The sequence below is a fragment of the Yersinia sp. Marseille-Q5920 genome (genome assembly GCF_946902935.1).
GTDB lineage: Bacteria > Pseudomonadota > Gammaproteobacteria > Enterobacterales > Enterobacteriaceae > Yersinia > Yersinia rochesterensis.
The window spans coordinates 266,622-291,215 of sequence record NZ_CAMPQA010000003.1 but is presented as its reverse complement, the minus strand read 5'-3'; the positions used below and the strand labels follow the sequence as shown (position 1 = coordinate 291,215).

Below are 24,594 nucleotides of genomic sequence, written 5' to 3'. Positions count from 1 at the left end.
AAGTGAACAACTACCATACTCGCAGATAAAAACGGACGCAATGCGGAAAGGTTTCTTCCTACCGCGCGAAAATATCGGTAGGAAGTGTTATTTCGAAATAATATACTTAATTACTCTTTTTTGTCGCCAACCCAAACGACCAAGACTTTATCACCTTGATGTTGGCGGCTAAAAGCATAGTAATCAGCAGTTTGTTGCGATTGCTGCACACCAGCACCAATGGCCGGATGGCGAGCGCGGAACTGACTGACTTTTTGCCAATGCGCCAACAGCGCACCTTTTTCACCCGTCAGTTCATCCCAGTTCATATCTGATCGGGTTCCCTGCAATGGGTCTGAGCCGGTTGGGCCAAATTCTCGCCCGCTTTCATCACCATAGAAAATTTGCACCGCCCCTGGAGCCAGTAGCAGCAGGTCGCCCGCGCGTTGCTGTTTCACCAATGACTGTTGCGCGTCATCTTTAAAAAATAGCCGGGTATCATGGGATGAAATATAACTCAACACATTGAAACCTTGCAGTTTATCAGCCATTTGCTGATAGGTGCCGTCAATCGATGAGAAGCACGCCAGCGCTTGTTTAGCTTGATCCTGAAAATCAAAGTTAATCATGGCATCGAAGCCATTTTGGTAATAATCACTTTTCATCACCCCGTGGCCCCAAGCTTCTCCCGTCATCCAGAATGGCAAGTCATCCAGTGCTTGGTCAGGGTGAGCCGCTTTCCACTCGGCCAGAGCCGCCGCGCTTTGCAGCTTTAGTTGTTGCCAGGCGGGTTTCTCGACATGCTTGGCGGTGTCTACACGAAAACCGTCGATACCATAATCGCGAACCCATTGGCTCAACCAATGAGTTAGATAATCACGTGGAGTGGCACCAGCAATTTCCCGCGCGGCAGTATCCGGTTTATGGCGGTAAAACACCGGCAAGCCACTCGCTTGAGTGGATTCTGTTTTGATGTCCGGCAGAAAAGCCAGCGACATGGTCAGATCGTCATAACCGGGGGAGTCATAATCGCCAATATCAGTGCGGATCCACTTCTTGCCCCACCAGTTATCCCAGGCGGATTTATCACTGAAATTAATATAATCGTTAAAACTATGCCAGTTTTGCCCTTTGCCAGGAGTCCAGTCAGTCCAGTTTTTGCCCAGTGTTTTTTCTAACGAATCGCCTTGCAGATACAGCGAGCCGAATTGGTAGCTTTGCATATCTGCCAGAGTGGCATATCCCATATGGTTCATTACCACATCAAATAGAATACGAATGCCGCGTTTATGGGCTTGCTCAACCAGTTTATGCAAATCTTGTTCGGTACCCATATTGGCATCTAAACGTGACCAATCCAGGCCGTAATAACCATGATAAGCATAATGTGGGAAATCACCTTTGGTACCGCCGCCGACCCAGCCGTGGATTTGCTCTAGCGGGGAGGTTATCCACAGTGCGTTGACTCCAATCTGTTGAAGATAATCAAGTTTTTCTGTTAATCCGGCCAAATCTCCGCCGTGGAAAGTGCCGATTTCCTCCATGCCATCGCCATGGCGGCCATAGCTATGGTCATTGTCGGGGTTGCCGTTTTTAAAGCGGTCAGTCAGGGCAAAATAGACGGTGGCATTTTGCCAACTAAATGGCGCGGCTTGCTGGGTTTGGGCTGATTCCAATAACAATAAGCCCCCGCTCTCGGGAGTGGGTTGCAGCGTGATTTTACCGAGGGAGACTTTCGTCGTTTGCCCGGAGTAGAAATCCCGCACCATTTCCCCCTCAGCGAAGGTTTTACTGACATCAATTGTCACCGGTTTGCCGTCCCAGCGCTGACAACTGTGTGTTACGACTTTGACGGTTTCCGCCACCGGCTCTTTGATGCTCAAAGTGAGTGTGGGGGTGCCGCTGCGGGTATCAATCCGCATCTGATATTGGCCATCGCGGAACAGCTTCCAGTGGATATCGGCCTGATTTTGGCAAGGCTGCAGCGAAAATGTCTGATTCAATTTTACTGGGCCGGTGGGCTGCCAGCACTGTTTATCTTGATGAAATTTAAGGGTGTATTCCCCTTTTGTTAGGGCGCTGCTACTCAGGAAAACGCCACTGTCTTGTTCAGTAAAAGCCGGGAAATGGGGCAGTGACCAGTTCGCCATCACTGCCGGTGACAAAACCAGAAGCAGAGGGAAAGTAAGATATTTCATCGCGCGTCTTCCTTGGGTCTGAGAAACGTATAAATCTTTATGAATATCAGAGTGCCAGACGGCGAAGAAATAGCCTCATCCTCTAGGGATTATTGTAGGGAGGAGGGCGATGGAGGAGGGGGATTTGGCCTGCAAGCAGACCAATCGAGTCGCTTATATTTTCTGCAATACCTGCGGATTGACGCAGTTTTCTGTGACAGTGCCGGTCAGTGCGGCAATCAGGTTATCCACCGCGCAGGCGGCCATGTTGTAGCGAGTTTCGTGGGTGGCGGAACCAATATGCGGCACGGCCACCACATTGCGTAATGTGAGTAATGGCGAATCCACCGGCAGAGGTTCTTGTTCAAATACATCCAAGCCCGCGCCATGAATAGTGCCATCTTGTAGGGCCGCAATCAGTGCTTTTTCATCCACGACTGGCCCACGGCCTGCATTGATCAAAATGGCGCTGGATTTCATTTTAGCCAGTTGTTCACGGCCAATCATATGATAAGTCTGCTCGGTCATCGGCAGGGTAATGCAGAGGAAATCGACCTCAGCCAGCAATGTATCGAGTGAGCAGCGGCGAGCACCAAAGCGCTTTTCCGCTTCTTCATGTGGGCGACGGCTGGTGTACAGCACCGGCATGCTGAAACCAAAATGTGCCCGTTGGGCTAGCGCCATGCCAATCCGGCCCATGCCGAGAATGCCAATAGTTTTATGATGAACATCGACGCCAAACCAATCATCACCAATGCTGTCTTGCCACTCACCGGCTTTCACGCGCTCAGCCAACTCGACAACCCGACGAGCAGTGGAAAGCACCAGCGTCATCATGGTGTCGGCCACTGTTTCAGTCAAAACGGTCGGCGTGTGCATTAATACAATTCCGCGCTGGTTCAGCGCATCGACATCAAAATTGTCATAACCGACAGAAATGGTTGAAGCAGCGCGCAGCCGAGGTGCTAATTGCAAGAAAGTCTGATCAATTTTACCGCCGGAACCGATAAGTCCTTCCGCCTGTTGCAGCGCAGCCAATAGCTCAGGCTGATTATCTGAAGATAAACCCTCAAAACTGTTTACGGTAAAATGTTGCTCTAAACGCTGATGTAGATCAGCGGGAATACTTTTGTACAGCACAATAGACGGCTTCATCGCAACCTCCAATGACTTTGGGTCAATAGGATTAATATTAAGATTTAAAGCCAGAATAACAGCAAAGAGTGGTGCGGGATCAAGCGCTAATCGCCCTTATAATGTTACGAGCAATGAAAAAACCAACCTGTTTGAGCAGGTTGGCTCTCATCATTTATTATGCTTCGTGACTGGCGGTGCTTTTAACAGCAAAGCCGGGCAAGCGAATGGCGGCGCAGCGTAGCGCGGTGATAATCGCCAGTGCAGGGGCAATGGCATACAGCGTAAATAACCAATGGGCGGTGTTTTCGGCACCCGCGACCCCGCCGGGGAAATTAAGCCCCGAAAGGTTGGCTACCATTCCGGCTATTGCCGCCCCCACTGCGGTGGCAAACATCTGTACCGTGGTAATCGAGGCCCCGGCAATATCTTTATCTTCTTCAGCAGCCACTTGCAGAATGCGGGTCAGCAGGTGCGGCCAGCCAAAACCAATACCAAAGCCCACTAATGTCAGCGCGATGGCGATAGGGCCCATCTGCACCCACCCGCCCAATGAGCTGACCGGTATCAGAATGGCGAGCGCAATTATCCCTACCAGCACAATAACTGGGCCGCTGATAATCGCCCAACGAACACCTGATTTCTTCCAGCCAGCACTCATGACTTCAGAAATTGTCCAGCCCGCTGCCATCGTGGCGGCGATATAGCCAGAAATCAGCGGTGATTGGCCGTGCAAGGTTTGTAAGAAATAAGGGACAAAAATCTCGCAGGTAATGCCGATCGCCAGTAAAGAAATGGTGATATAGAGCGCCGCCAAGGGGGAATTTAGGCGCAATGCACCTTTTGGCAGTAAGCGCGAAGTGGCGCGGGATTCAATGCGCAATAACAGCACTAACAGTAAAACCGCCAATCCGATTCCCAGCAGATTCGTCAGGCCGCTGCTAGCAATACTGCTGGCGGAAATCGTCAGGACAATTGCGGTTAATAGCACCAGCTGGGTTACTGGTAATGTCGAGGTGACGGCGGTGCTGGATCTCCCTTTCGGCAGGATGCGCCAGGTGAAAATAGCATAAATTAGGGTCACGGGCAGCAACGTCCAGAAGGCAAATCGCCAGGCGTTCAGTTCCGCGAAGATGCCGCCAATGGCGGGGCCAATCAGGGTTGCCACCCCCCACATTCCTGAAATGAGCGCCATTGCTCTGGGCCACAATGATTGTGGAAATACTAGATTAATCATGGCGTAAGAGAGTGCGAACAGAAACCCACCGCCCAGCCCCTGCACGGTTCGGCCAACCAGCATCAGCGGCATGTTGGGTGCCATGGCACATAAGGCACTGCCCAGCATAAAGGTCAGTGAGGCAAATAAATACGCGCTACGTGCGCCGTAACCACTGAGTAAACGGGCAGAAAGTGCGGAACCGAGGATTGACGCGGTGACAAACAGGGTGGTGTTCCAGGCATATAAATTCAGACCATTAATTTCGAGCACCACCGACGGTAAAATCGTGGTGGCGATATAAATATTGATCGCGTGTAACACTACGCCGCCTGACAGGGCTATGGCAAAAGCCGCGTTCTTGCCGGAGAACAAATCACTCCAACGGCTTGCATCATTCATTATCACGTTTTCCATCCTGCCAGAAATCTGGTTGTTGAGTTGCTGTTGTTGTTACGACAAAGTGTTGTTACGATAAAGTTAAACAAGTAAATTCTTGGAATAATTTAGGCTGGGCACTGATAATAAGTCAAGCATAAGCTTGTAAAATGTTATACTGGCAATCATTCGTTAAAATAGAAAGCGCACCCATGATAGCGGGGAAGATATGAATATCGACCATTCTACCAGTCAACCACAGTCTGTTGCTGAGCGTCTGTTGATGTTGCTGAAGACTCGTGGCCCCTTGCAAGCCACAGATGCGGGCAAGATCCTCGGCACCACGGGGGAAGCAGCACGACAACAATTTGTAAAATTAGCCAAAGACGGGCTGGTTGTCGCCGTGGCGCAGGCCAAAGGCGTAGGGCGGCCTATCCAACTTTGGCAGCTTACTGAGGCCGGGAATGCCCGCTTTCCGGATGCTCACGGCGAGTTAACGGTGCAATTATTGCGGATGGTGCGCACCAAATTAGGCGAAGAAGCGCTTAATTTACTGATAGATACCCGTGAGCAGGAAACGCGCGAACTCTATTGCGAGGCGATGAAAGGGGCCAATAGTATTGATGAACGGGTGGAGCGGCTGGTGGCGATCCGCTCTCAGGAGGGGTACATGGCGGAGTGTCAAACTCAGGCCGACGGTTCGATATTACTGATTGAAAACCATTGCCCTATTTGCGCTGCGGCAACGACCTGTCAGGGATTCTGTCGAGCGGAATTAGATGTTTTTCGGGAGGTATTACAAGCACCGGTCGAGCGAACTGAGCATATACTTTCGGGCTCACGCCGCTGTGTATATCGCGTTGCAGTCGAATAAGGATGAAATAACCCTGTGCCAGCATGGATCCCGACACAGAGCAGATTTAGAGTTCATCTTTATATATAAAACCCAGTTTATTCTTAACAATTGCTGAAGGTTGTGAAATCACATTGGAACTGAGGGTTTTTTTCCCCTTTTCTTTCAGATAGCGCGCTAACTCTCTGACAGCTGCGGTGCCAGCCCCCCGAACGCTACCATTTTTATGAGGATTTAATACATACTGTGGGTGGGTGACCGAGAAATTAATATAGCTATCCTCATTATTGGCATCATTTAATGAGGCTAAAATACTCACAATCTTCCCCTTGAGTTTAACAACGACAAACTGATAGTCGGCAGAGTTATCCATTAACATGTGATACAGCATTTTACTGGTTATCCTGGCGGCATAGATTGTTCTATCGCGCGTCGTTAAAGGTGAGCCGTTATTATCTGCTTGATATTCAACCTGATTATAAAATTGACGCCAGTCATTAATAACCTCGGCTATTTCCGCGGTTAAATTTGTCTCGATATGTTGATCGCCACCGGGAATGACCGCTATTTCAAAATATAAGTCTTCGGGTCTAACCCATTCGCCATTATCCATAATCAGTGGTACAGGCGGTTGCGCGGGATGAATATAGTTTTCTAAGGGTAAAATATAATCACCCAGTGGTAGACTTTGCGCTGCTTGAGGAGAGGAAAAAGTCTCTTGGTTTTCATTGTGTATAAAATAGCGAGCATAATTTAATAATGCATAATCGAAGGCCTCCTCCAATAGAGTGGTCAATGGGCTAAGCCCCAAATCAGATATAGCTTCCTGCACTCCTTCAACCAATCTGGATTCTGTTACTTGGTCAGATCCCGCATAGCCAGTGGTACCATGCTCACTAATACTTTGTAAAACTTGGGTTAAATGCTCGGTTGTCCAATCCAATAAGTTTTCGCCAAAAAGCAATGTAAAATCAGCCAGTAGAATAGACAGCCGGGACCCACAGCGCATTCCTGTTTGACGAGGATAGCGGGCGGCGATAATTGCCTCCACCGAGGTTTTACAGGTTTTTGCCACTGCCGGTAAAGTCACTGCCTGATTATGTAGGTGAGTATCGAGATGGGCTAAGACCAACATTGATGGCGTCGGTTTATCTAATGAAATGCTGGTGGTTTGTACCGCAGCAAGGGGCTTTGCTGAACCGGCCACGACCTGTGTTTTCCCCTCCCCATCGTGGTGAGAAAACTCATTCGCTCCTACCAGTTTATCAAGTTGATTACAGCGGCCCTGAACCACCAAATTATAAATTGCCAGCAAGGGAATACCCACACAGCCGGCGATCCCTAAAGCTCCGCGTTTATCGCGATGAGAATGCTTATTTATCGCCATTATAGTTTTATTCAGTATTAATGGCTGGATATCCTCTGGTATGTTTCCCCGGTCATTATCGGGAATACCATTAATGATGTGTAAATCAGCTAAGTTTCCAGAGGAATATTGAGTGTTAATCCAAAATGGAGTATTGAGGGGGGTGGTTCCTTCAGCTTCAAGGTATTGAAATCCCAAACCCTGGTCATTTAATTTAAACAATAAAGATAAGTTATCAGCATTATCACTTATCCTCATATTGAGCGGTTCGCTTTTTCCTGCGGTATAGAAAAACAGATCTTTTCCAACCACAACAATTTGTGGATAGTCAAAAAAAACCACACCAAAATTGCTCTCATTATTAATGTCGATATTCATTAATATAAGTTTGTTTACTTCGCCAAATTCTGAATAGTATTTTCCCAATGTGCGATTTAATTCGATTTTATTTTCTTTAATCACCACGCAATCTTGTATGCAAAAACCGGGGGAGTCGAGAATTTTAATGGCGCTAATCTGGCCTGCCATGCCCATTTTTTTTAGCCACACTAAGTCAACTGATTCGGTTAGATTGTAATGAGGTGAATTAAAATGATCATTTTTATAAATAGTAACCTGTGTCTCCGCTGGAATCTTAATGGAAGATATTCTGTCATTGAGATGACTATCTTTCCTATTATAAAGGTCGATAGCTTCCGGCGCAGTCAGGCAAAAAGACTCACCCTGGAAATTATCTTCAGCATAGAAACATGTTGGCGCTGATATTATTTCCTTGAAATATAATGGTTCTCCTGTCGATTCTTCCGGGACGATATTTTTTGACTTAGCACTCTCTGAATAAAGTATGGCGAGTAAATAGAGAAATAATGATTTATTCATATTGACTCCATAACGTATATTAAATAATAAAATTTAAAGTTCATCATGCTCAAAGCCCAGCTTTTGTTTCACTCTGGCAGAGGGGTCTGAAAATACATCGGAGTGGATGAATTTAACTCCTTTATTTTTAAGGTAACGAGCTAATCCATGAACTGCGGCAGTGCCGGCTCCTCGAATACTGCCGTCAGAATCTGCATCTATGATATATTTTGGCACGGTGAGAAAGTTTGCCAGATAATAATGTCCTTCTTGTGGCTCATCGTTAATATAATATTTTACCGCCTCTAACATATGGATAATTTCTCCATTGATTTTCACAATGACAAATAAATAACCCGGTGTATTTTCTTCTAAGTGAATTTTCAATGAATTGCTGGCAATGCGTGCAGAATAAATGATTCTATCTGCGGCAGTAACAGGGGTTCTGGTCTCTTTATGGGTTTCCTTATCTTCCGTTAACATCGTGCCATAGGTTAGGGTATGATATTTTTCGTACCATTCATTGATAACCTCCAGGGAAGCTGCGCGTAGCTCCCTCTCTTCTTCTTGATGTTCTCCTGAGATAATTTCTATTTGAAAAGCCAATGAATCTGATGTTTCCCATTCACCATTTCTGCGAATACGCACCGGCACGGGCTCTGTCATGGGGACATAGGTATCCAGGGACAGCACATAGTGCCCTAAAGGGAGGTTTTGAGCTGCCGAGGGCATGGTATCTTCACCATTTGTCTGTAAGTAATAGTGGGCAAGTTCCCTTTCTGCATAATGAAATGAGCGAGTGATTTGATTGATAGCCTCTGCCCGGCCAAGCTCTCTGACTCCTCTTCTCACTCCCTGCATCAGCCGTAGTTCTGTTCCGGTATCAATCCCGGCATACCCAGTGCTATCTGCATCAATAGCGCTATCCAACACCTGACGTAAGTGCTCCATCGACCAATCACGCAAACTACTCCCAAACAGTAAGGTAAAATCGGCCAGTAGCCGTGATAGCCAGGAGCCACAGGCTGGCCCATCTAACTGGCGCGGAAAGCGGCTGCTCACTAAATTTTCCAGCGGAATATGACAAGCTTTTGCTACAGCGGGCAGAGTTAAGCTCTGTTGGTGCAATGAAGGGAGGTCGATATGGGTTAATCTCAGTGTATCAGACTGCTTTTCTGTTTTTGCTGGGAGCGGTTTTAAGGCTGTTGCTGAACCTGCGATTAGCTGCATTTTCGCTTTATCTTGACCAGAAAAAAATGACTTAATACTGGCCCAGGCCGACTCCACCTGATCACAACGCCCATGCACCACTACATTGTAAAGGGCCAAAGGGCCGGACAACAGACAGCCCATAACTCCCACCGCCCCCCGTTTGGTGCGGTGGTTATCACTCATGGTGGCCATCAGATAGCGATTCATAACTAAGGGGCCGTTGAGGAGATTGTTATAAATAGCCAAGTCGGGGAAAACAGTGGGATTATTTGTCCGTTCGGCGTTAAAAATAAGAGTGGGAGATAGATAGCCCTGTTTAGCAGAATTACTTTCCAGGTAATTTATTGCTAACCTTCCATTTGAAATCTCGAAAATAAATGCAATGGCCGTGGTGTCTGGATGAAGTTTATAATTAATTTGCTGACTGTTTATGTCAGAGGCCAGAATATACATCTCATCTTCATCAATAGTAATGTCGATGTTATCTTCCAGGTTTATATTAAATGTAGAATGACGATTTAATTCAAAATTAAATAACGCCACTTTATTTTGACGTTCTTGATCAGTAACAATGGAAAATAGATCGTTCAAAGGAATAATCATTTTACTTGATATTATGCAGTTTATTTCACAGACCCAAGAATTATTATTTTCTGTAATAATTTCTATTTTATTATCTTTGATATCTGAATTGATATTATCTTCTTGATAGAAATGGGTTTTTTCATCAATTAAATCATGATGGCACTCAGTGTTATTTTGCATTGGAGAAGTGGCATAATCAAAAGATATCTCCAACCCAGAGTAAACTAGTGGAGGTAACAATATACAGAGTGAAAATAACAAATTATGTTTTTTATGCATAATAACTCCGTGTCATTCTTGTGTTATATTATTAATGTTTTTTAAAACGACAAGTCCAATGGCTACTATAGAGAATAGAAAGTGAATAAGCTCTTTAATCATCTCTTTATTTATTTTTTGTTCTTTTATGGGGTGGAATTTTTTTTATTGGGAATGTTATATTAAATATGTGAAGCGAAGATGATGAGTATTTAATTAGACTAAACCATGCTGGAATATTCGATGGTTTATTTACTGATGGCATTGCCATTGCATAGTTAAAATAACGTTTTTAGTTTCCGCATTGTAGGCCCGTGCGGTGACAATAAAACCTTGCTTACGATAAAATTGATAAGCCCGGTAATTTTTTTGATAAACCTCCAGGGTTAGCGCTTTATAGTGTTGCTGAACGCCATCCATCAGTATTTTTCCCACCCCTTTACCGTAATAGAATTGGTCAACAAATAATGCGCCTACCAGTTGTTCTTCAAGGATACTAATAAATCCGACAATAGCGTTTCCGCCGGCAGTGGATTCCAATTGTACTTCTTGCGATAAATACACCCAAGTCCGCGCCGCCGGAAGATAGGTATCTCGCACCAACGAGGCGCTCTCGTGCCAATATTGTTCGGTAACAAAAGGATGCGCAGCAATTGTGCTGCTCAACCACAATTGCATGACGGCATCAAGATCGTCCGGTTGGTAAGTTCTTATCATTTTACTACGTTATCCGGGTGGCAAAAACAGCTCGCCAGATGATCGTTCGCCAGCCCACTGGCCTGCATAAAGGCATAGCAAATGGTGGAGCCGATAAACTTAAAACCTCGTTTTTTGAGTGCTTTTGACATCGCATCTGAGATTGGTGTTGTTGCCGGGCATTCAGCCAAACACCACCAATGGTTAATTTTTGGCTCACCGTCGACAAAACTCCAGATAAAACGCGAAAAATCTTCGCCGTTGGCTTCCATTGCCAGGTAGGCCTGAGCATTGGTGATAATGGCCTGAATCTTACCGCGGTGGCGGATAATACCGCTGTCTAGCACCAGTTTCTCGACCTCTTCTGGCCCCATTTTTGCCACACGCACGGGATCAAAGTTATGGAAGCATTTGCGATAGTGTTCGCGTTTTTTCAGCACGGTTATCCACGAAAGCCCGGCTTGTTGACCTTCGAGGCAAAGCATCTCGAATAATGCTTGGCTATCGGTACGCGGAATTCCCCATTCGGTATCGTGATAAGCAAGATAAAGGGGATCTGAGGTGACCCAACCGCAGCGCTGTAAATCCATAACCTGACTTCCTGTTTATTGTCTGACTGAGTGAGGAATAATGGCGGTTCAGATAACGATAAGCAACCAACGTAATTTTATATTGAATAATAAATTTGACGCAGGCAGTTATTGTTTAATAATTAACCATGTACAGAATAATAATCTGTTATTTTTGTTATTTTAAATTATATTGGAGTTAATAACATGCAAATTAAGCAAAAGACTCTGAAGTCATTCTTGGCAGCTTCATTCTGTCTGGGATTATTTCTTGCGGTTGTTCCTACGGCAATGTCACATCTGTCGAGTGAGGAGCTGCTTTTATGCCACCCCTGTAGTGACAAGTGTGATGACGATACCTCCGACGAGTGCCCCCTCAACGATGCTGTTTTATATCCGACAGGCAGTTATTCCTCAATGTCCTCTTTCACTGTGCCCCCGCCGGTGCAATGGAAATGTTGGTTTGGCTGCCCTTTGCCCTGAAAAATAGGGGGGAAGTGTGGTGAGAAAACCCACCTATAATTTGCGTTAGTTATCTGATTATTTGAATTTTTTCCACTGAGGAAATGCTTTTAATTAGGTAAACAATATTTTTAAAGATAATCACTAATTATATATCTATTAGTCATCTATATGTTTTTATTGAGTTATTTTCTTGAATATTATCTTTTTTGGGCAATAATTGTATTGCCACAAGCATAAAACGCTGCTTTTGGTATTTCTTTAAATACTTTATAGGATCATTAATATGATGAAGAATATAAAACACTCCAGTAAATCTCTTCTGACAGGTGCTGCTTTTGCTCTGCTATTAAGTTCCGGGCAGGTAATGGCCACTGATATTACCTCTGTGTTACCGACCACACCAACAGTGCCGGGCATAGATACAATAGTACCGCCAACTCCACCGGTTGTAAGTTGTTTGAGTGCTGGCAGTATGCTGGACCTGAAATGCGTCATTGACTCAATGATGAAAACACTGACTCAAACGATGAGTCACCTTCCATCAACACCAACCTTGCCAACAACGCCAACGGTGTAAGACTAGGTTAGGTGTAAAATTTTGAGTGTTGACGGCGCGGGTTAACCTCTCAAAATCTTACATATATACGGTTGCTGGGCAGGTTGTTGTCAGCAACCGTATATGCGATAACCAAAGAACTATTTTTCTTTATACCCCGCTATGGGTTATGTCAGCCACGGCGCGTGGTTCCCTCTCTCATTCGGATAATTAATCAACAAATTAACTTTCATTCATGCATCTTGCCGGATTCAAGCTGTATATCTTACGGTCAACGGGTATACTGACTCATTCCATTTTAATTCACTTGTATCGCGTGCGAATCCAACATGCAAAAGTTTGATACCAAGACCTTTCAGGGCCTGATCCTGACGTTACAGGACTATTGGGCGCGCCAAGGCTGCACCATTGTTCAACCACTGGACATGGAAGTCGGCGCGGGTACCTCCCACCCAATGACCTGCCTGCGTGCACTTGGCCCAGAGCCAATCGCTGCCGCTTATGTACAACCTTCACGCCGCCCGACCGATGGTCGCTACGGTGAGAACCCGAACCGCCTGCAACACTATTATCAGTTCCAGGTGATTATCAAACCTTCACCAGACAACATTCAGGAACTCTATTTAGGTTCATTGAAAGAGCTGGGCCTTGACCCGTTGATCCACGACATTCGCTTTGTCGAAGATAACTGGGAGAACCCAACTCTGGGTGCTTGGGGTCTGGGCTGGGAAGTGTGGCTGAACGGCATGGAAGTCACTCAGTTCACTTACTTCCAGCAAGTGGGCGGTTTGGAATGTAAACCGGTTACTGGCGAAATTACTTATGGTCTGGAACGTCTCGCCATGTACATTCAGGGCGTTGACAGCGTTTATGACCTGATTTGGTGTGACGGCCCGCTGGGGACTACCACTTACGGCGATATTTATCATCAGAATGAAGTGGAGCAATCCACCTATAACTTTGAATACGCCGATGTGGACTTCCTGTTCTCCTGCTTTGAACAGTATGAGAAAGAAGCTCAGTCACTGCTGGCGCTGGAAACCCCACTGCCGCTGCCTGCCTATGAACGCATTCTGAAAGCTGGCCACACCTTTAACTTGCTCGACGCCCGTAAAGCCATCTCGGTGACTGAGCGTCAGCGTTATATTCTGCGCATTCGTACGCTGACCAAAGCGGTCGCCGAAGCTTATTATGCTTCTCGCGAGGCATTGGGCTTCCCTATGTGCAAAAAGAATCAGAACTAAGAGGCTGTCATGACTCAACAGACTTTCCTGGTGGAAATCGGCACGGAAGAGCTGCCGCCGAAGGCTCTTCGTTCTCTGGCCGAATCTTTTGCTGCCAATTTTACGGCTGAACTCGATAGCGCCAACTTGCCACACGGCGAAGTTGTTTGGTATGCCGCGCCGCGCCGTTTGGCGGTAAAAGTCGCTAATTTAAGTGCTGCTCAGGCTGATCGTGAAGTTGAAAAACGCGGCCCAGCAATTGCGCAAGCATTTGATGCTGAAGGTAAACCAAGCAAAGCGGCCGAAGGATGGGCGCGTGGCTGTGGTATTACTGTGGATCAGGCGGAGCGTCTGGTCACTGATAAAGGCGAATGGCTGCTGTATCGCGCCCATGTAAAAGGGCAATCAGCACAATTATTGCTGGCGGGGATGGTGACAACCGCGCTGAGTAAATTGCCAATTCCTAAATTGATGCGCTGGGGTGATAAAGAAACCCAATTCGTTCGCCCGGTTCATACCGTGACCATGCTGTTAGGTTCTGAAGTGATTCCTGGCACCGTGTTGGGTATTGATTCAGACCGCGTTATTCGTGGTCACCGTTTTATGGGTGAATCCGAGTTTGCGCTCGATAATGCTGACCAATACCCGCAAGTCTTGCTGGAGCGCGGTAAAGTCATTGCTGATTATGAATTGCGCAAAACTATCATTAAGCGTGATGCAGAATTGGCGGCACAAAAGATTGGCGGTATTGCTGATCTGAGTGAAAGCCTGCTGGAAGAAGTGGCGTCACTGGTGGAATGGCCGGTGGTATTGACTGCCAAGTTTGAAGAGAAATTCCTGGCAGTTCCTGCGGAAGCACTGGTTTACACCATGAAGGGTGACCAGAAATATTTCCCGGTTTACGACACTGCCGGTAATTTGCTGCCAAACTTTATCTTTGTTGCCAACATTGAATCGAAAGATCCTCAGCAGATTATTTCGGGTAACGAGAAAGTGGTACGCCCACGTCTGGCAGATGCCGAGTTCTTCTTTAATACCGACCGTAAAAAACGCCTTGAAGACAATCTACCGCGTCTGGAAACCGTGCTGTTCCAACAGCAATTGGGCACCTTGCGCGATAAAACGGATCGTATTCAAGCGCTGGCCGGTTGGGTTGCAGCGCAAATTGGTGCTGATGTTAACCATGCCACGCGCGCCGGTTTGCTGTCCAAGTGCGACCTGATGACCAATATGGTGTTCGAATTCACTGACACCCAAGGTGTGATGGGGATGCATTACGCCCGTCACGATGGTGAAGCTGAAGACGTTGCGGTTGCGCTGAATGAGCAATATCAGCCACGTTTTGCGGGCGATGATTTGCCGTCAAATCCGGTTGCTTGTGCATTGGCTATTGCCGATAAAATGGACACGCTGGCGGGGATTTTCGGTATCGGTCAACATCCGAAAGGCGATAAAGACCCATTCGCTCTGCGCCGCGCGGCGTTGGGTGTATTGCGTATTATCGTTGAGAAGAATTTGCCGCTGGACCTGCAAACGCTGACCGAAGAGGCCGTGAGCCTATATGGTAGCAAGCTAACCAACACCAAAGTGGTCGACGAAGTGATTGAGTTCATGCTGGGCCGCTTCCGCGCCTGGTATCAGGATGAAGGTCATAGCGTCGATACCATTCAGGCGGTATTGGCTCGTCGACCAACCAAACCGGCTGATTTTGATGCTCGGGTGAAAGCGGTAACCTATTTCCGCACACTGGATGCCGCCGCCGCATTGGCTGCCGCGAATAAGCGTGTGTCAAATATTCTGGCAAAATCCACTGATACCCTGAATGACCATGTTCGTGCTTCGGTGTTAAAAGAACCGGCGGAGCTGAAACTGGCTACTCATTTGGTGGTATTGCGCGATAAGCTGGAGCCAGTATTTGCTGCGGGTCAATACCAGGAAGCACTGGTTGAACTGGCAGCGTTGCGGGAAACCGTCGATGAGTTCTTTGATAGTGTGATGGTGATGGCCGAAGACGATGCTGTGCGAGTTAACCGCCTGACGTTGTTGAGCAAATTACGCGAGCTGTTCTTACAGGTTGCTGATATTTCGCTGTTGCAGTAATCCTGTACTCGGCTCGTCACAGGGGAGCGTATTTACCAAGAGGGTATGCGCTCCCCTTAGCTATTCTTACTGGGTAAGAATAGGATTTGGTGAAAATAAGTACTTATTACAGGAGTAGCTTCACATGACTTTTGCACTGAATACGACCCGATATTCACGTTGGTTAGCGCCTTTTCTGGCGTTGCTGGTGGTGTTCCAATTGACCGCCTGCGGGGATAAAGAGCCAGAGCAACGTAAGGCTTTTATTGATTATCTGCAAAATACAGTGATGCGCAGTGGGATGAAACTGCCAACGCTGAGTGAAGATCAAAAACAGAAGTTTGGCCCTTATGTCAGTGATTATGCGATTTTAGTGACTTTTTCTCAGCAACTCAGTAAATCTGTGGATGCTAGCCTGAGCCCCGCGATTGCGCAAATCAATGAGATTCGTATGGCGCAGGATTATCTTAATAAGCGTGATGCATTGCAGCAGTCAGCGGGTGTGTTGAATCTGTTAGTACAGCAGATTCGTACCGCCAAAACACAGGCAGATGCCGCTGTAGCCGCATTGAAGCAGCCAGATGATTTGAAAGTCGTTTTCAATAAAGCTTTTGATAATATTGTGACTCAACCTACTAATGTGCTGATTCCGGCTGTTCCAGTTGTTTCTGCCTTTGTGCAGGATCTGGCGCAGGTTGGGGATTTCCTGCAACAGCAGGGGACTCAAGTGACCTTTAATAATGGTGGTGTTCAGTTCCAGACTGCGCAACAAGCGGCACAATACAACGCGATGATGGCTAATTTGGTCGCCAAGTACCCGGCGATGATGGCGGCACAGAAGAGTGTCATGAGTGTTATTCAGTGATGGTTTTGGTTGATTTGATTTAGTGATCGGTTCGGTTGTTAGGACTGATCGAGTTATTCTTTCGGTTGGTATTCGATAAGTGAATAAGTTCGGTTGTTAAAGCAACTGAGTTTACTTAACCTACGATGAACCAACCGGCAAAGGGGCCATAAGCGTGGCCCCTTGTGCAATCCCGCGCTTGCGCGAAATATTGCCCTGCGGGTAAACCGTCTGCGTCTTTCGGGCTGACGAGCCAGCGCGATGGGCATCCCTGCCCAAGCGCACTTTTCGCGGGCGTCCATGGCCGCTCACTCTACCCTCTCTCCTTGTCGGCAACATTCCTGATTGCGCTCAACGTCAAAACCATGGTTTTAGGTTTTGATGTTTAAAAGCACATTTGAGCTGCCGAGTGAAGAATGAAGCCAGGGAAATCCGCCATGGACGGCGGATTTAGGTGTCATGAGCAGGGATGCGAATAAAGCCGTCCCGCCAGCGTAATGATGAACGAGGGAACCTGCGCAGCAGGCAAGCGACACGTGCGAAGCGCAGGGGATCCAAGGGGGTTACGCGTTTGTAACCCCCTTGGCGGTTGAGGCATTGGAGGCAAAATGAGCACAAATATCATGTCAACCGAACCCAATCACCGAAAGAATATCAACCAAAACCCAAAAACATCTCCCCCTTCCCCCTGTTTTTTTATTACACATTTGCCACGCAACTGGGCAGTTCGATCAGAATAAGATGGGTGAATGTCTCATCCTTCCTCTACGAGCAAAAATAACTTGTGATTAACATCACATTTTCAAAACAAAGGGCCGCCACGAAAGTGTGATATGAATCACTATATTGGCCGCTTTTAGCTTAAAAATTCTCCGGCGTGGCTTTCTTACACCCCAATAGTGTGACCTTGATCAACAAATCCACCCCTGTAGTGGGGGTTTTAGTGTGACATTCGTCACATGCTGGGAGTGAGCTACGCGAGAGTAAAGGAGCATGCTAAAGTTTGTTTTGCATACAGCGGGTTTGTATTCGATAACACCGGCGGGTTTTGCAGAACTGCCTCAACAAAACAATTATATCGCGCTCTTATTGTTAGCGCGTACCAATAGGGGTGTTTTATGTTTTCACCAGATGCAAAGGTCAGAATTCAAAATTTTGGCCGATTCCTCAGTAACATGGTCATGCCCAACATCGGCGCATTTATCGCCTGGGGTATTATCACCGCACTGTTTATCCCAACGGGTTGGCTGCCGAATGAAACGCTAGCCAAATTAGTTGGCCCGATGATCACCTTCCTGTTACCTCTGCTGATCGGTTTTACCGGTGGTCGCTTGGTTGGTGGTGACCGTGGTGGTGTGGTGGGTGCTATCACCACCATGGGGGTTATCGTTGGTGCTGATATGCCAATGTTCCTCGGTGCGATGATTGCAGGCCCATTGGGTGGCTGGGCAATCAAACACTTTGACCGCTGGGTTGAAGGTAAAATCAAAAGCGGCTTTGAGATGCTGGTTAACAACTTCTCAGCCGGTATTATCGGGATGTTGCTGGCTATTCTAGCCTTTATGGCGATTGGCCCATTGGTAGAAGTGTTGTCTAAAGCACTGGCTGCTGGCGTGCACATCATGGTGCAGAATAACCTGCTGCCACTGACGTCAATCTTTGTTGAACCAGCCAAAATCCTGTTCCTGAATAACGCTATCAACCACGGTATCTTCTCACCGCTGGGTATCCAGCAGGCGACTGAAACCGGTAAGTCTATCTTCTTCCTGATTGAAGCTAACCCAGGCCCAGGTTTGGGTGTGTTGATGGCTTATATGTTCTTCGGCAAAGGTAACGCCAAGCAATCTGCTGGCGGCGCGGCTATCATCCACTTCTTCGGTGGTATCCACGAAATCTATTTCCCATACGTTTTGATGAACCCACGTTTATTGCTGGCGGTGATTCTGGGCGGTATGACTGGCGTGTTTACGCTGACTCTGTTGAATGGCGGCCTGGTATCTCCAGCGTCTCCGGGTTCTATCCTGGCAGTATTGGCAATGACACCAAAAGGGGCTTATTTTGCCAACATTGCGGCGGTTGCTGCTGCGTTTGCGGTGTCCTTCGTGGTGTCAGCTATCTTGCTGAAAACGTCTAAAGCCAAAGACGAAGAAGAAGACAGCCTGGAAGATGCAACTCGCCGTATGCAAGACATGAAAGCGCAATCTAAAGGCGCACAAGCAGCCAATGCAGCAGCGGCTGCGGGCGACTTGAGCACTGTGCGGAAAATCATTGTTGCCTGTGATGCCGGTATGGGTTCCAGTGCGATGGGTGCCGGTGTGTTGCGTAAGAAAGTGCAAGATGCGGGCCTGAAGCACATCTCGGTCACGAACTGCGCCATCAATAACTTGCCGGAAGATGTTGATTTAGTTATCACGCACCGTGATTTGACTGAGCGAGCAATGCGTCATGCACCGCAAGCACAGCATATCTCGCTGACTAACTTCCTCGACAGCCAGCTGTATACCAACCTGACGGCACGTTTAGTCGAAGTGAGTAACGCGACGGCGACCACACAAAAAGTGATTGAAACGCTGGATGATAGCTTTGAGCCATCAGAAGCCAACCTGTTCAAACTGAGTGCGGGAAATATCTTCCTCAATCAACATGCTACAGATAAAGAGCAAGCTATTCGCTTCGCCGGTGAGCAGTTGGTAAAAGGCGGTTATGTTGAGCCAGAATATGTTGAAGCGATGTTGGAACGTGAAAAACTGAGCTCCACTTATCTGGGCGAATCTATCGCCGTACCACACGGCACCATTGAAGCTAAAGACCGCGTACTGAAGACCGGTGTGGTGTTCTGCCAATACCCTGAGGGTGTACGTTTTGGCGAAGAAGAAGACGAAGTGGCGCGCTTGGTGATTGGTATTGCCGCCCGTAACAATGAGCATATTCATGTGATTACCAGCCTGACCAACGCGCTGGATGATGATTCTGTCATTGAGCGTTTAAGCAAAACCACCAGTGTGCAAGAAGTCTTGGATTTGCTCGGCGGTAAAAAATCCGCTTGATAGGTGTGAGTAACTGAACGGCGATGAGTGTTGTCCGGTTGTGACGGATAACTGCCGTAACCTGAATAGGGCCGTGGGGAGTACGCGGCCCTTTCACAGCTACACAGCAAAAGGTAAAAAATATGAAAGCATTACATTTTGGCGCGGGTAATATTGGCCGGGGCTTCATTGGTAAACTTCTTGCTGATGCCGGTGCACAACTCACTTTCGCCGATGTGAACCAGCCGTTGTTGGATGAACTGAATAAGCGTAAGAGTTATCAGGTTAATGTGGTGGGTGAGCAAGCCCGTGTTGAAGAAGTGAAAAATGTTAGCGCAGTGAACAGTGGTAGCCCGGAAGTGGTGGCACTGATTGCTGATGCTGATATTGTCACTACCGCTGTTGGCCCACAAATTTTGGCCCGCATCGCCAGCACCGTGGCGCAAGGTTTGGTGGCCCGTCATCAACAAGGTAATACCCGCCCACTGAATATTATTGCTTGTGAGAATATGGTGCGCGGCACTAGCCAGTTAAAACAGCATGTGTTTGCCGTCTTGCCAGAAAGTGAGCAAGCGTGGGTTGAGCAACATGTTGGTTTTGTTGATTCTGCGGTAGACCGGATTGTGCCGCCATCAGAAGCGGGCAGCACTGATATTCTGGCCGTGACAGTAGAAACATTCAGCGAGTGGATTGTTGATGGTACCCAATTTAAAGGGCAGCCGCCGCAAATCGCCGGTATGGAACTGACGGATAACCTGATGGCCTTTGTGGAGCGCAAACTCTTCACGCTGAACACCGGGCATGCCATTACCGCCTATTTGGGCCAGCTTGCAGGGCACCAAACCATTCGTGATGCCATTCTTGACTCAGCCGTTCGCCAGAGCGTGAAAGGCGCGATGGAGGAGAGTGGGGCAGTGCTGATCAAGCGCTATGCTTTTGATCCGCAGAGACATGCAGCTTATATCAATAAAATTCTCTCCCGTTTCGAAAACCCTTACCTGCATGACGATGTTGAGCGCGTTGGCCGTCAGCCACTGCGTAAACTGAGCGCTGGTGACCGTTTGATCAAGCCGCTGTTGGGGACGTTGGAATATCAGTTGCCACATAATAACTTGGTGACCGGTATTGCTGCTGCGATGAGTTATCGCAGTGAGCAAGATCCGCAAGCGCAGGAACTGGTTGAATTACTGGCTAAATTAGGGCCAAAAGCCACTCTTGCTCAAATTTCCGGTCTGCCAGCTGATAGCGAGGTTGTGGAACAGGTGGTGAGTGTGTATAACGCCATGCAGGACAAGCTGGCGCACTGATGCTCAGTGCTCAGATGAGCCGGTTGTTGTATTGGCCGGCTCTCCAAACCCGTTGGACGGATACTCATTAACCACCCCAGTGACCAGCGATGATTGAAAAAACACAGGCATTTGAGAATCGGGTACTTGAACATCTGAACGCGGGGAAGACCGTTCGGAGTTTCTTGATGGCTGCTGTCGACTTATTGGCAGAAGCATTGAACATTCTCGTGGTGCAGGTTTTCCGTAAAGATGACTATGCGGTGAAATATGCCGTGGAGCCATTGCTGGTCGGGGATGGGCCGTTGGGTGAGTTATCGGTACGATTGAAGTTGGTTTATGCCTTGGGCGTCATAACTCGGCATGAATATGAAGATGCCGAGCTATTGATGGCGCTGCGTGAAGAGCTAAACCATGATGGCACCGAGTATCGCTTTACTGATGACGAAATCCTCGGGCCATTTGGTGAACTACATTGTGTGGCTGAATTGCCGCCAGTCCCGACATTCTTACGCCCGGATGAAGCAGATGCTTCGCTGATTGCTATGCAACGCCAGCGTTATCAGCAAATGGTGCGCTCCACTATGGTGCTGTCGATTACTGAATTACTCTCCCGTATCAGTCAAAAACAAGTTTCTAAACTCTCGCCACTTGGCCATGTTTAATTATTGAAAACACTGAGCCATTCCTCAGCTAACAACCACAGGGCTGTTATTGCCATCAAGCCGCCCATCACGCCATTAAATAGTCGCAACTTCCAATTAATGCGCAGCGCATGACGCAATTGATCACCCATCACCGCCCAAACCGCCACGCAAGGGAGATTCAATAAAGCAAAGCCACCGACAATCAACAAAGTATGACTCAGTGTCGCGCCTTCCCTTGGGGTGAATAAGATGGCGACATTCATTGCCATCAGCCAGGCTTTTGGATTAATCGCTTGAAATAATGCCCCCTGAATGAACCCCATCGGCTGCTCCCTATCCCGAGCATTGGGGCTGCCAGAATTAAAAATCTTCCAGGATAACCACAGTAAATAACCGCCGCCCAATGTTACTAATGGCAAGCGAACAACCCCGACCCAACTGAGGATAAATGCCAATAGCGTGGTCATTAATGCGCATTGCAATGCACAACCAAAGGTAATCCCCAGCATCATCGGGAAAGTTCGGCGCAAACCAAAATTGACACCAGAGGCGGCCAATAGCAGGTTATTTGGGCCTGGGGTGATCGACATTACGGTGACGTAACTGATGAAAGCACTGTCCAACATGGGGGAGATCCTATTAATGTTATCAAGAGATTCGGCATGTACTCTAAATAATTCGAGTTGCAGGAAGGCGGCAAGTGAGTGAGTCCCGATGAGTTGACGTGAGTCAATGATTCGGGTGATTGAGCGCAGCCAACACACATGCAATTTGAAGTATGACGAGTATAAACATCAATCCGTGATGGCATCAGAAGCAGAAGTTATCTATTGTTATGGGTACAGTTTGCATAACACTGAACTGTACCCATCAATTCTCTAGAGAACTGTCACCATGTCCCTTGTTATGAATGAAATTCGCTACTTACAAGTGGCTGACAATTTGGCACAAGCCATTAAGAATGGCAGTCTCCTGGCGGGCAGCCGCTTACCCTCGGTGCGGGGCTACGCGCAGAGCCATCAGGTGAGTGTCAATACCGTGGTGGCTGCGTATCGCACATTGGAAGACCGTGGCCTGATTGAAGCCCGCCCGCAGTCAGGTTTTTATGTCTGTAGCCCGTCAACCGCCGTGGTGCCAACCGCTACAGTGGGGAAACCGGTGGATGAAGTGCTGGATTTGATTGATACCGTATTTGCTGCGCAACAAAATCCGCGTTTTACCAATATTTCGCTGGCCTGCCCGCAGACTGGCGATTTCTATCCCAGCACCAAGTTGGGGCGTATTATGGCTTCTTTATTACGCCGTCAGCCGCAGTTGATCAGTCAATATGCTTTGCCACCCGGCAGTCAGCGCCTACGCCAGCAAATTGCTCGCCGCGCTATGACCTTGGGAATGTTGGCTGATCCGGCTGATATCACCATTACCCATGGGTGTATGGAGGCGCTGCAATTAGCGCTCCGGGTGACCACCAAGCCAGGGGATTGTGTCGGGCTGGAGTCGCCGACTTATTTCTATCTGATGCCATTATTGGCAAGCCTCGGGCTGAAAGCCGTGGAGATTCCGACTGATCCGCAGCAGGGACTTTCATTGGATGTGTTGGAGTTATTGCTTAAAGAAGGGCGGTTGAATGCACTGATTGCAATGCCGACGGTGCAAAACCCCATGGGGTATACCATGCCGCTCGCCGCGAAAAAAAGATTGGCGCAGCTGATGAACGATCATCAAGTGCCATTAATTGAAGATGGTTTATATGCCGAGATTCAATTTGGCTCGGCTTTATCTCCGGCAGTCAAAGCATTCGATCGTGACGGCTGGATACTGTTTTGCTCCAGCTTTACTAAAACGCTGGCACCGGATTTCCGTATTGGTTGGATTGATGGGGGTCGCTTCGCAGAAGCATTGCACAAGCTAAAAGCGGTATCGTCAATGGCGGAGCCGATGCTGCTGTCAGAAACCTTAGCACTGTTCCTTGAGTCTGGCGGCTATGACCACCATTTGCGCAGTTTGCGCCGCCGTTATGCGCAGCAGGTTCAGCAAGCTCAACAACTGATTACCCGCTCCTTTCCGCGAGGAACCACAGTGACACAGCCGGCTGGCGGGTTTGTCTTTTGGGTCGAATTTCCTAATAGCGTCGATACCGTCGCGCTGTTCCATCAATTGCTGCAAGAGCAGATTTGCCTGACGCCGGGGACGCTTTATTCACCCAGCGGCCGGTATCGCAATGCATTTCGCCTATCTTGCTGTTACCCATTCAATAGCCGCTATACCGGGGCGTTGGAGCGGTTGGGGGCGGTTGCATGTGAAATTAGCGGCTTACCCGCCGGAATGCAGTGGCAATCGGCACAGGAGGCTGCTGTCGAAAGGCCCGCATCCTGATACACTATCCATCTTGATGCACAATCAGTGCTATCCTATCTCCAACTTTAGCGAAATATCGTGCCCATCAGCGGCATGTACGGGCCAATACTATGAAAGAACATGCAGAAATCAAACGTCTAAGCGATATGCTGGATGCGCTGAACCACAAAGATCCGACTGTTATACAGCAGGGTAATGTGGAGTTAATTGCACAGCATATGAAGGAAAAAGAGAAACTGGCTGCTGAAATTCAGCGTTTGAAAGAAGTGCGGGTTAAAAACCTGAGTGCTGAAGCTCAGAAGCTGGCGCAACTGCCATTCAGCCGAGCGATTACCAAGAAAGAGCAAGCGGATATGGGCACTTTGAAGAAAGCGGTGCGCGGCATTGTGGTGGTTCACCCAATGACAGCATTAGGTCGCGAGATGGGCCTGAAAGAAGTGACTGGTTTCGCCAAAAAAGCATTCTGATTGCTATTTTCGATAGAGCCGGGGGTGTGGCATGGCCACCCCCGGTTTTTTTATATACACATTATCAATCAAAGAGTTCTGATCGTGTTCCTGTGCGGGTAAAGATAATCTGACTTATCTTACTACGGCTATTGAGTTTGCAGATGAGTAGAAAGTCTCCTCCGACATGACACTCTCGGAAGTTTCCCCAATCTCCTTTAAGCGGATGGTCTAACCATTCCGCCCTTAGCGGCGTGTCATTTACAATAAGCGGCAACATGGCATGTTTTGTTATTGAATAACCTCTCTTGGTAGACATCTTCCTGTCACCGCTGATTAAAATCCCCAATATTTCTTGGGCGAAGCGCATTAGCACGGTTTAA

The 24,594-nt window shown here is 47.8% G+C and carries 20 protein-coding genes; 11 read left to right on the top strand and 9 right to left on the bottom strand.

The window, feature by feature from the left end; translation table 11 throughout:
- Positions 1 to 110 precede the first annotated feature (110 nt).
- The 3 genes from OVO64_RS06500 to OVO64_RS06490 all read right to left on the bottom strand — a co-directional run bounded on the left by OVO64_RS06500 (position 111) and on the right by OVO64_RS06490 (position 4,908).
- Positions 111 to 2,177, bottom strand: a complete 2,067-nt coding sequence (locus tag OVO64_RS06500; protein ID WP_145509788.1) for an alpha-amylase — start codon at positions 2,175 to 2,177, stop codon at positions 111 to 113.
- Between the two features lie 153 nt (positions 2,178 to 2,330).
- Entirely contained in the window at positions 2,331 to 3,311 is a 981-nt protein-coding gene (ghrB, locus tag OVO64_RS06495; protein ID WP_050291893.1) for a glyoxylate/hydroxypyruvate reductase GhrB, read from the bottom strand.
- A gap of 157 nt (positions 3,312 to 3,468) precedes the next feature.
- Complete coding sequence (locus OVO64_RS06490; protein ID WP_267248677.1) at positions 3,469 to 4,908, bottom strand: MFS transporter; 1,440 nt, start codon at positions 4,906 to 4,908, stop codon at positions 3,469 to 3,471.
- Positions 4,909 to 5,113: 205 nt separating this feature from the next.
- Here OVO64_RS06490 and OVO64_RS06485 point away from each other — a divergent pair, with 205 nt between their 5' ends.
- Positions 5,114 to 5,758 (top strand): helix-turn-helix transcriptional regulator, encoded by a 645-nt coding sequence (locus tag OVO64_RS06485; RefSeq protein ID WP_038637621.1) that lies wholly within the window; start codon positions 5,114 to 5,116, stop codon positions 5,756 to 5,758.
- A 46-nt stretch (positions 5,759 to 5,804) separates the two neighbouring features.
- On the opposite strand, the gene OVO64_RS06480 is transcribed toward OVO64_RS06485, so the two are convergent.
- The 4 genes from OVO64_RS06480 to OVO64_RS06465 form a co-directional block, all read right to left on the bottom strand.
- Complete coding sequence (locus OVO64_RS06480) at positions 5,805 to 7,982, bottom strand: beta/gamma crystallin domain-containing protein (RefSeq protein ID WP_145585711.1); 2,178 nt, start codon at positions 7,980 to 7,982, stop codon at positions 5,805 to 5,807.
- Between the two features lie 33 nt (positions 7,983 to 8,015).
- Entirely contained in the window at positions 8,016 to 10,037 is a 2,022-nt protein-coding gene (locus tag OVO64_RS06475) for a GNAT family N-acetyltransferase (protein WP_145585708.1), read from the bottom strand.
- 231 nt (positions 10,038 to 10,268) lie between these two features.
- Positions 10,269 to 10,733, bottom strand: coding sequence for an N-acetyltransferase (locus OVO64_RS06470; RefSeq protein ID WP_038637613.1), 465 nt, complete (start codon positions 10,731 to 10,733; stop codon positions 10,269 to 10,271).
- Positions 10,730 to 11,302: a DNA-3-methyladenine glycosylase I gene (locus OVO64_RS06465; RefSeq protein ID WP_145509645.1), complete on the bottom strand. Its 573-nt coding sequence runs from the start codon at positions 11,300 to 11,302 to the stop codon at positions 10,730 to 10,732. The genes OVO64_RS06470 and OVO64_RS06465 overlap by 4 nt, the downstream gene beginning before the upstream one ends.
- A 727-nt stretch (positions 11,303 to 12,029) precedes the next feature.
- Here OVO64_RS06465 and OVO64_RS06460 point away from each other — a divergent pair.
- From OVO64_RS06460 to OVO64_RS06425, 8 genes are all read left to right on the top strand, one after another.
- Positions 12,030 to 12,323 (top strand): hypothetical protein, encoded by a 294-nt coding sequence (locus OVO64_RS06460; RefSeq protein WP_042562527.1) that lies wholly within the window; start codon positions 12,030 to 12,032, stop codon positions 12,321 to 12,323.
- Positions 12,324 to 12,631: 308 nt separating this feature from the next.
- Complete coding sequence (gene glyQ, locus OVO64_RS06455) at positions 12,632 to 13,546, top strand: glycine--tRNA ligase subunit alpha (protein WP_038637607.1); 915 nt, start codon at positions 12,632 to 12,634, stop codon at positions 13,544 to 13,546.
- Positions 13,547 to 13,555: 9 nt separating this feature from the next.
- Positions 13,556 to 15,625: a glycine--tRNA ligase subunit beta gene (gene glyS / locus OVO64_RS06450; RefSeq protein ID WP_145509571.1), complete on the top strand. Its 2,070-nt coding sequence runs from the start codon at positions 13,556 to 13,558 to the stop codon at positions 15,623 to 15,625.
- Positions 15,626 to 15,749: 124 nt separating this feature from the next.
- Complete coding sequence (locus OVO64_RS06445; protein WP_038637601.1) at positions 15,750 to 16,469, top strand: DUF3053 domain-containing protein; 720 nt, start codon at positions 15,750 to 15,752, stop codon at positions 16,467 to 16,469.
- A 164-nt stretch (positions 16,470 to 16,633) separates the two neighbouring features.
- On the top strand, positions 16,634 to 16,837 hold the full coding sequence (locus OVO64_RS06440; protein WP_158501195.1) for a hypothetical protein: 204 nt from the start codon (positions 16,634 to 16,636) through the stop codon (positions 16,835 to 16,837).
- A gap of 729 nt (positions 16,838 to 17,566) precedes the next feature.
- Entirely contained in the window at positions 17,567 to 19,495 is a 1,929-nt protein-coding gene (locus OVO64_RS06435; protein ID WP_145509570.1) for a PTS mannitol transporter subunit IICBA, read from the top strand.
- A 122-nt stretch (positions 19,496 to 19,617) separates the two neighbouring features.
- Complete coding sequence (locus tag OVO64_RS06430; protein ID WP_038637595.1) at positions 19,618 to 20,781, top strand: mannitol-1-phosphate 5-dehydrogenase; 1,164 nt, start codon at positions 19,618 to 19,620, stop codon at positions 20,779 to 20,781.
- An 89-nt stretch (positions 20,782 to 20,870) separates the two neighbouring features.
- Entirely contained in the window at positions 20,871 to 21,425 is a 555-nt protein-coding gene (locus tag OVO64_RS06425) for an MltR family transcriptional regulator (protein WP_038637592.1), read from the top strand.
- Here OVO64_RS06425 and OVO64_RS06420 read toward each other — a convergent pair.
- Entirely contained in the window at positions 21,422 to 22,033 is a 612-nt protein-coding gene (locus OVO64_RS06420) for a LysE family translocator (RefSeq protein WP_038637591.1), read from the bottom strand. The genes OVO64_RS06425 and OVO64_RS06420 overlap by 4 nt on opposite strands.
- Before the next feature lie 268 nt (positions 22,034 to 22,301).
- On the opposite strand from OVO64_RS06420, the gene OVO64_RS06415 reads away from it, so the two are divergent.
- Together OVO64_RS06415 and OVO64_RS06410 are read left to right on the top strand one after the other, a co-directional pair.
- Positions 22,302 to 23,783: a PLP-dependent aminotransferase family protein gene (locus OVO64_RS06415; protein ID WP_267248676.1), complete on the top strand. Its 1,482-nt coding sequence runs from the start codon at positions 22,302 to 22,304 to the stop codon at positions 23,781 to 23,783.
- A 92-nt stretch (positions 23,784 to 23,875) separates the two neighbouring features.
- Positions 23,876 to 24,232: a YibL family ribosome-associated protein gene (locus tag OVO64_RS06410; RefSeq protein WP_038637586.1), complete on the top strand. Its 357-nt coding sequence runs from the start codon at positions 23,876 to 23,878 to the stop codon at positions 24,230 to 24,232.
- Between the two features lie 64 nt (positions 24,233 to 24,296).
- Here OVO64_RS06410 and OVO64_RS06405 read toward each other — a convergent pair whose 3' ends face one another.
- Positions 24,297 to 24,530, bottom strand: coding sequence for a type II toxin-antitoxin system YafQ family toxin (locus OVO64_RS06405; RefSeq protein ID WP_071841814.1), 234 nt, complete (start codon positions 24,528 to 24,530; stop codon positions 24,297 to 24,299).
- Between the last annotated feature and the right edge of the window lie 64 nt (positions 24,531 to 24,594).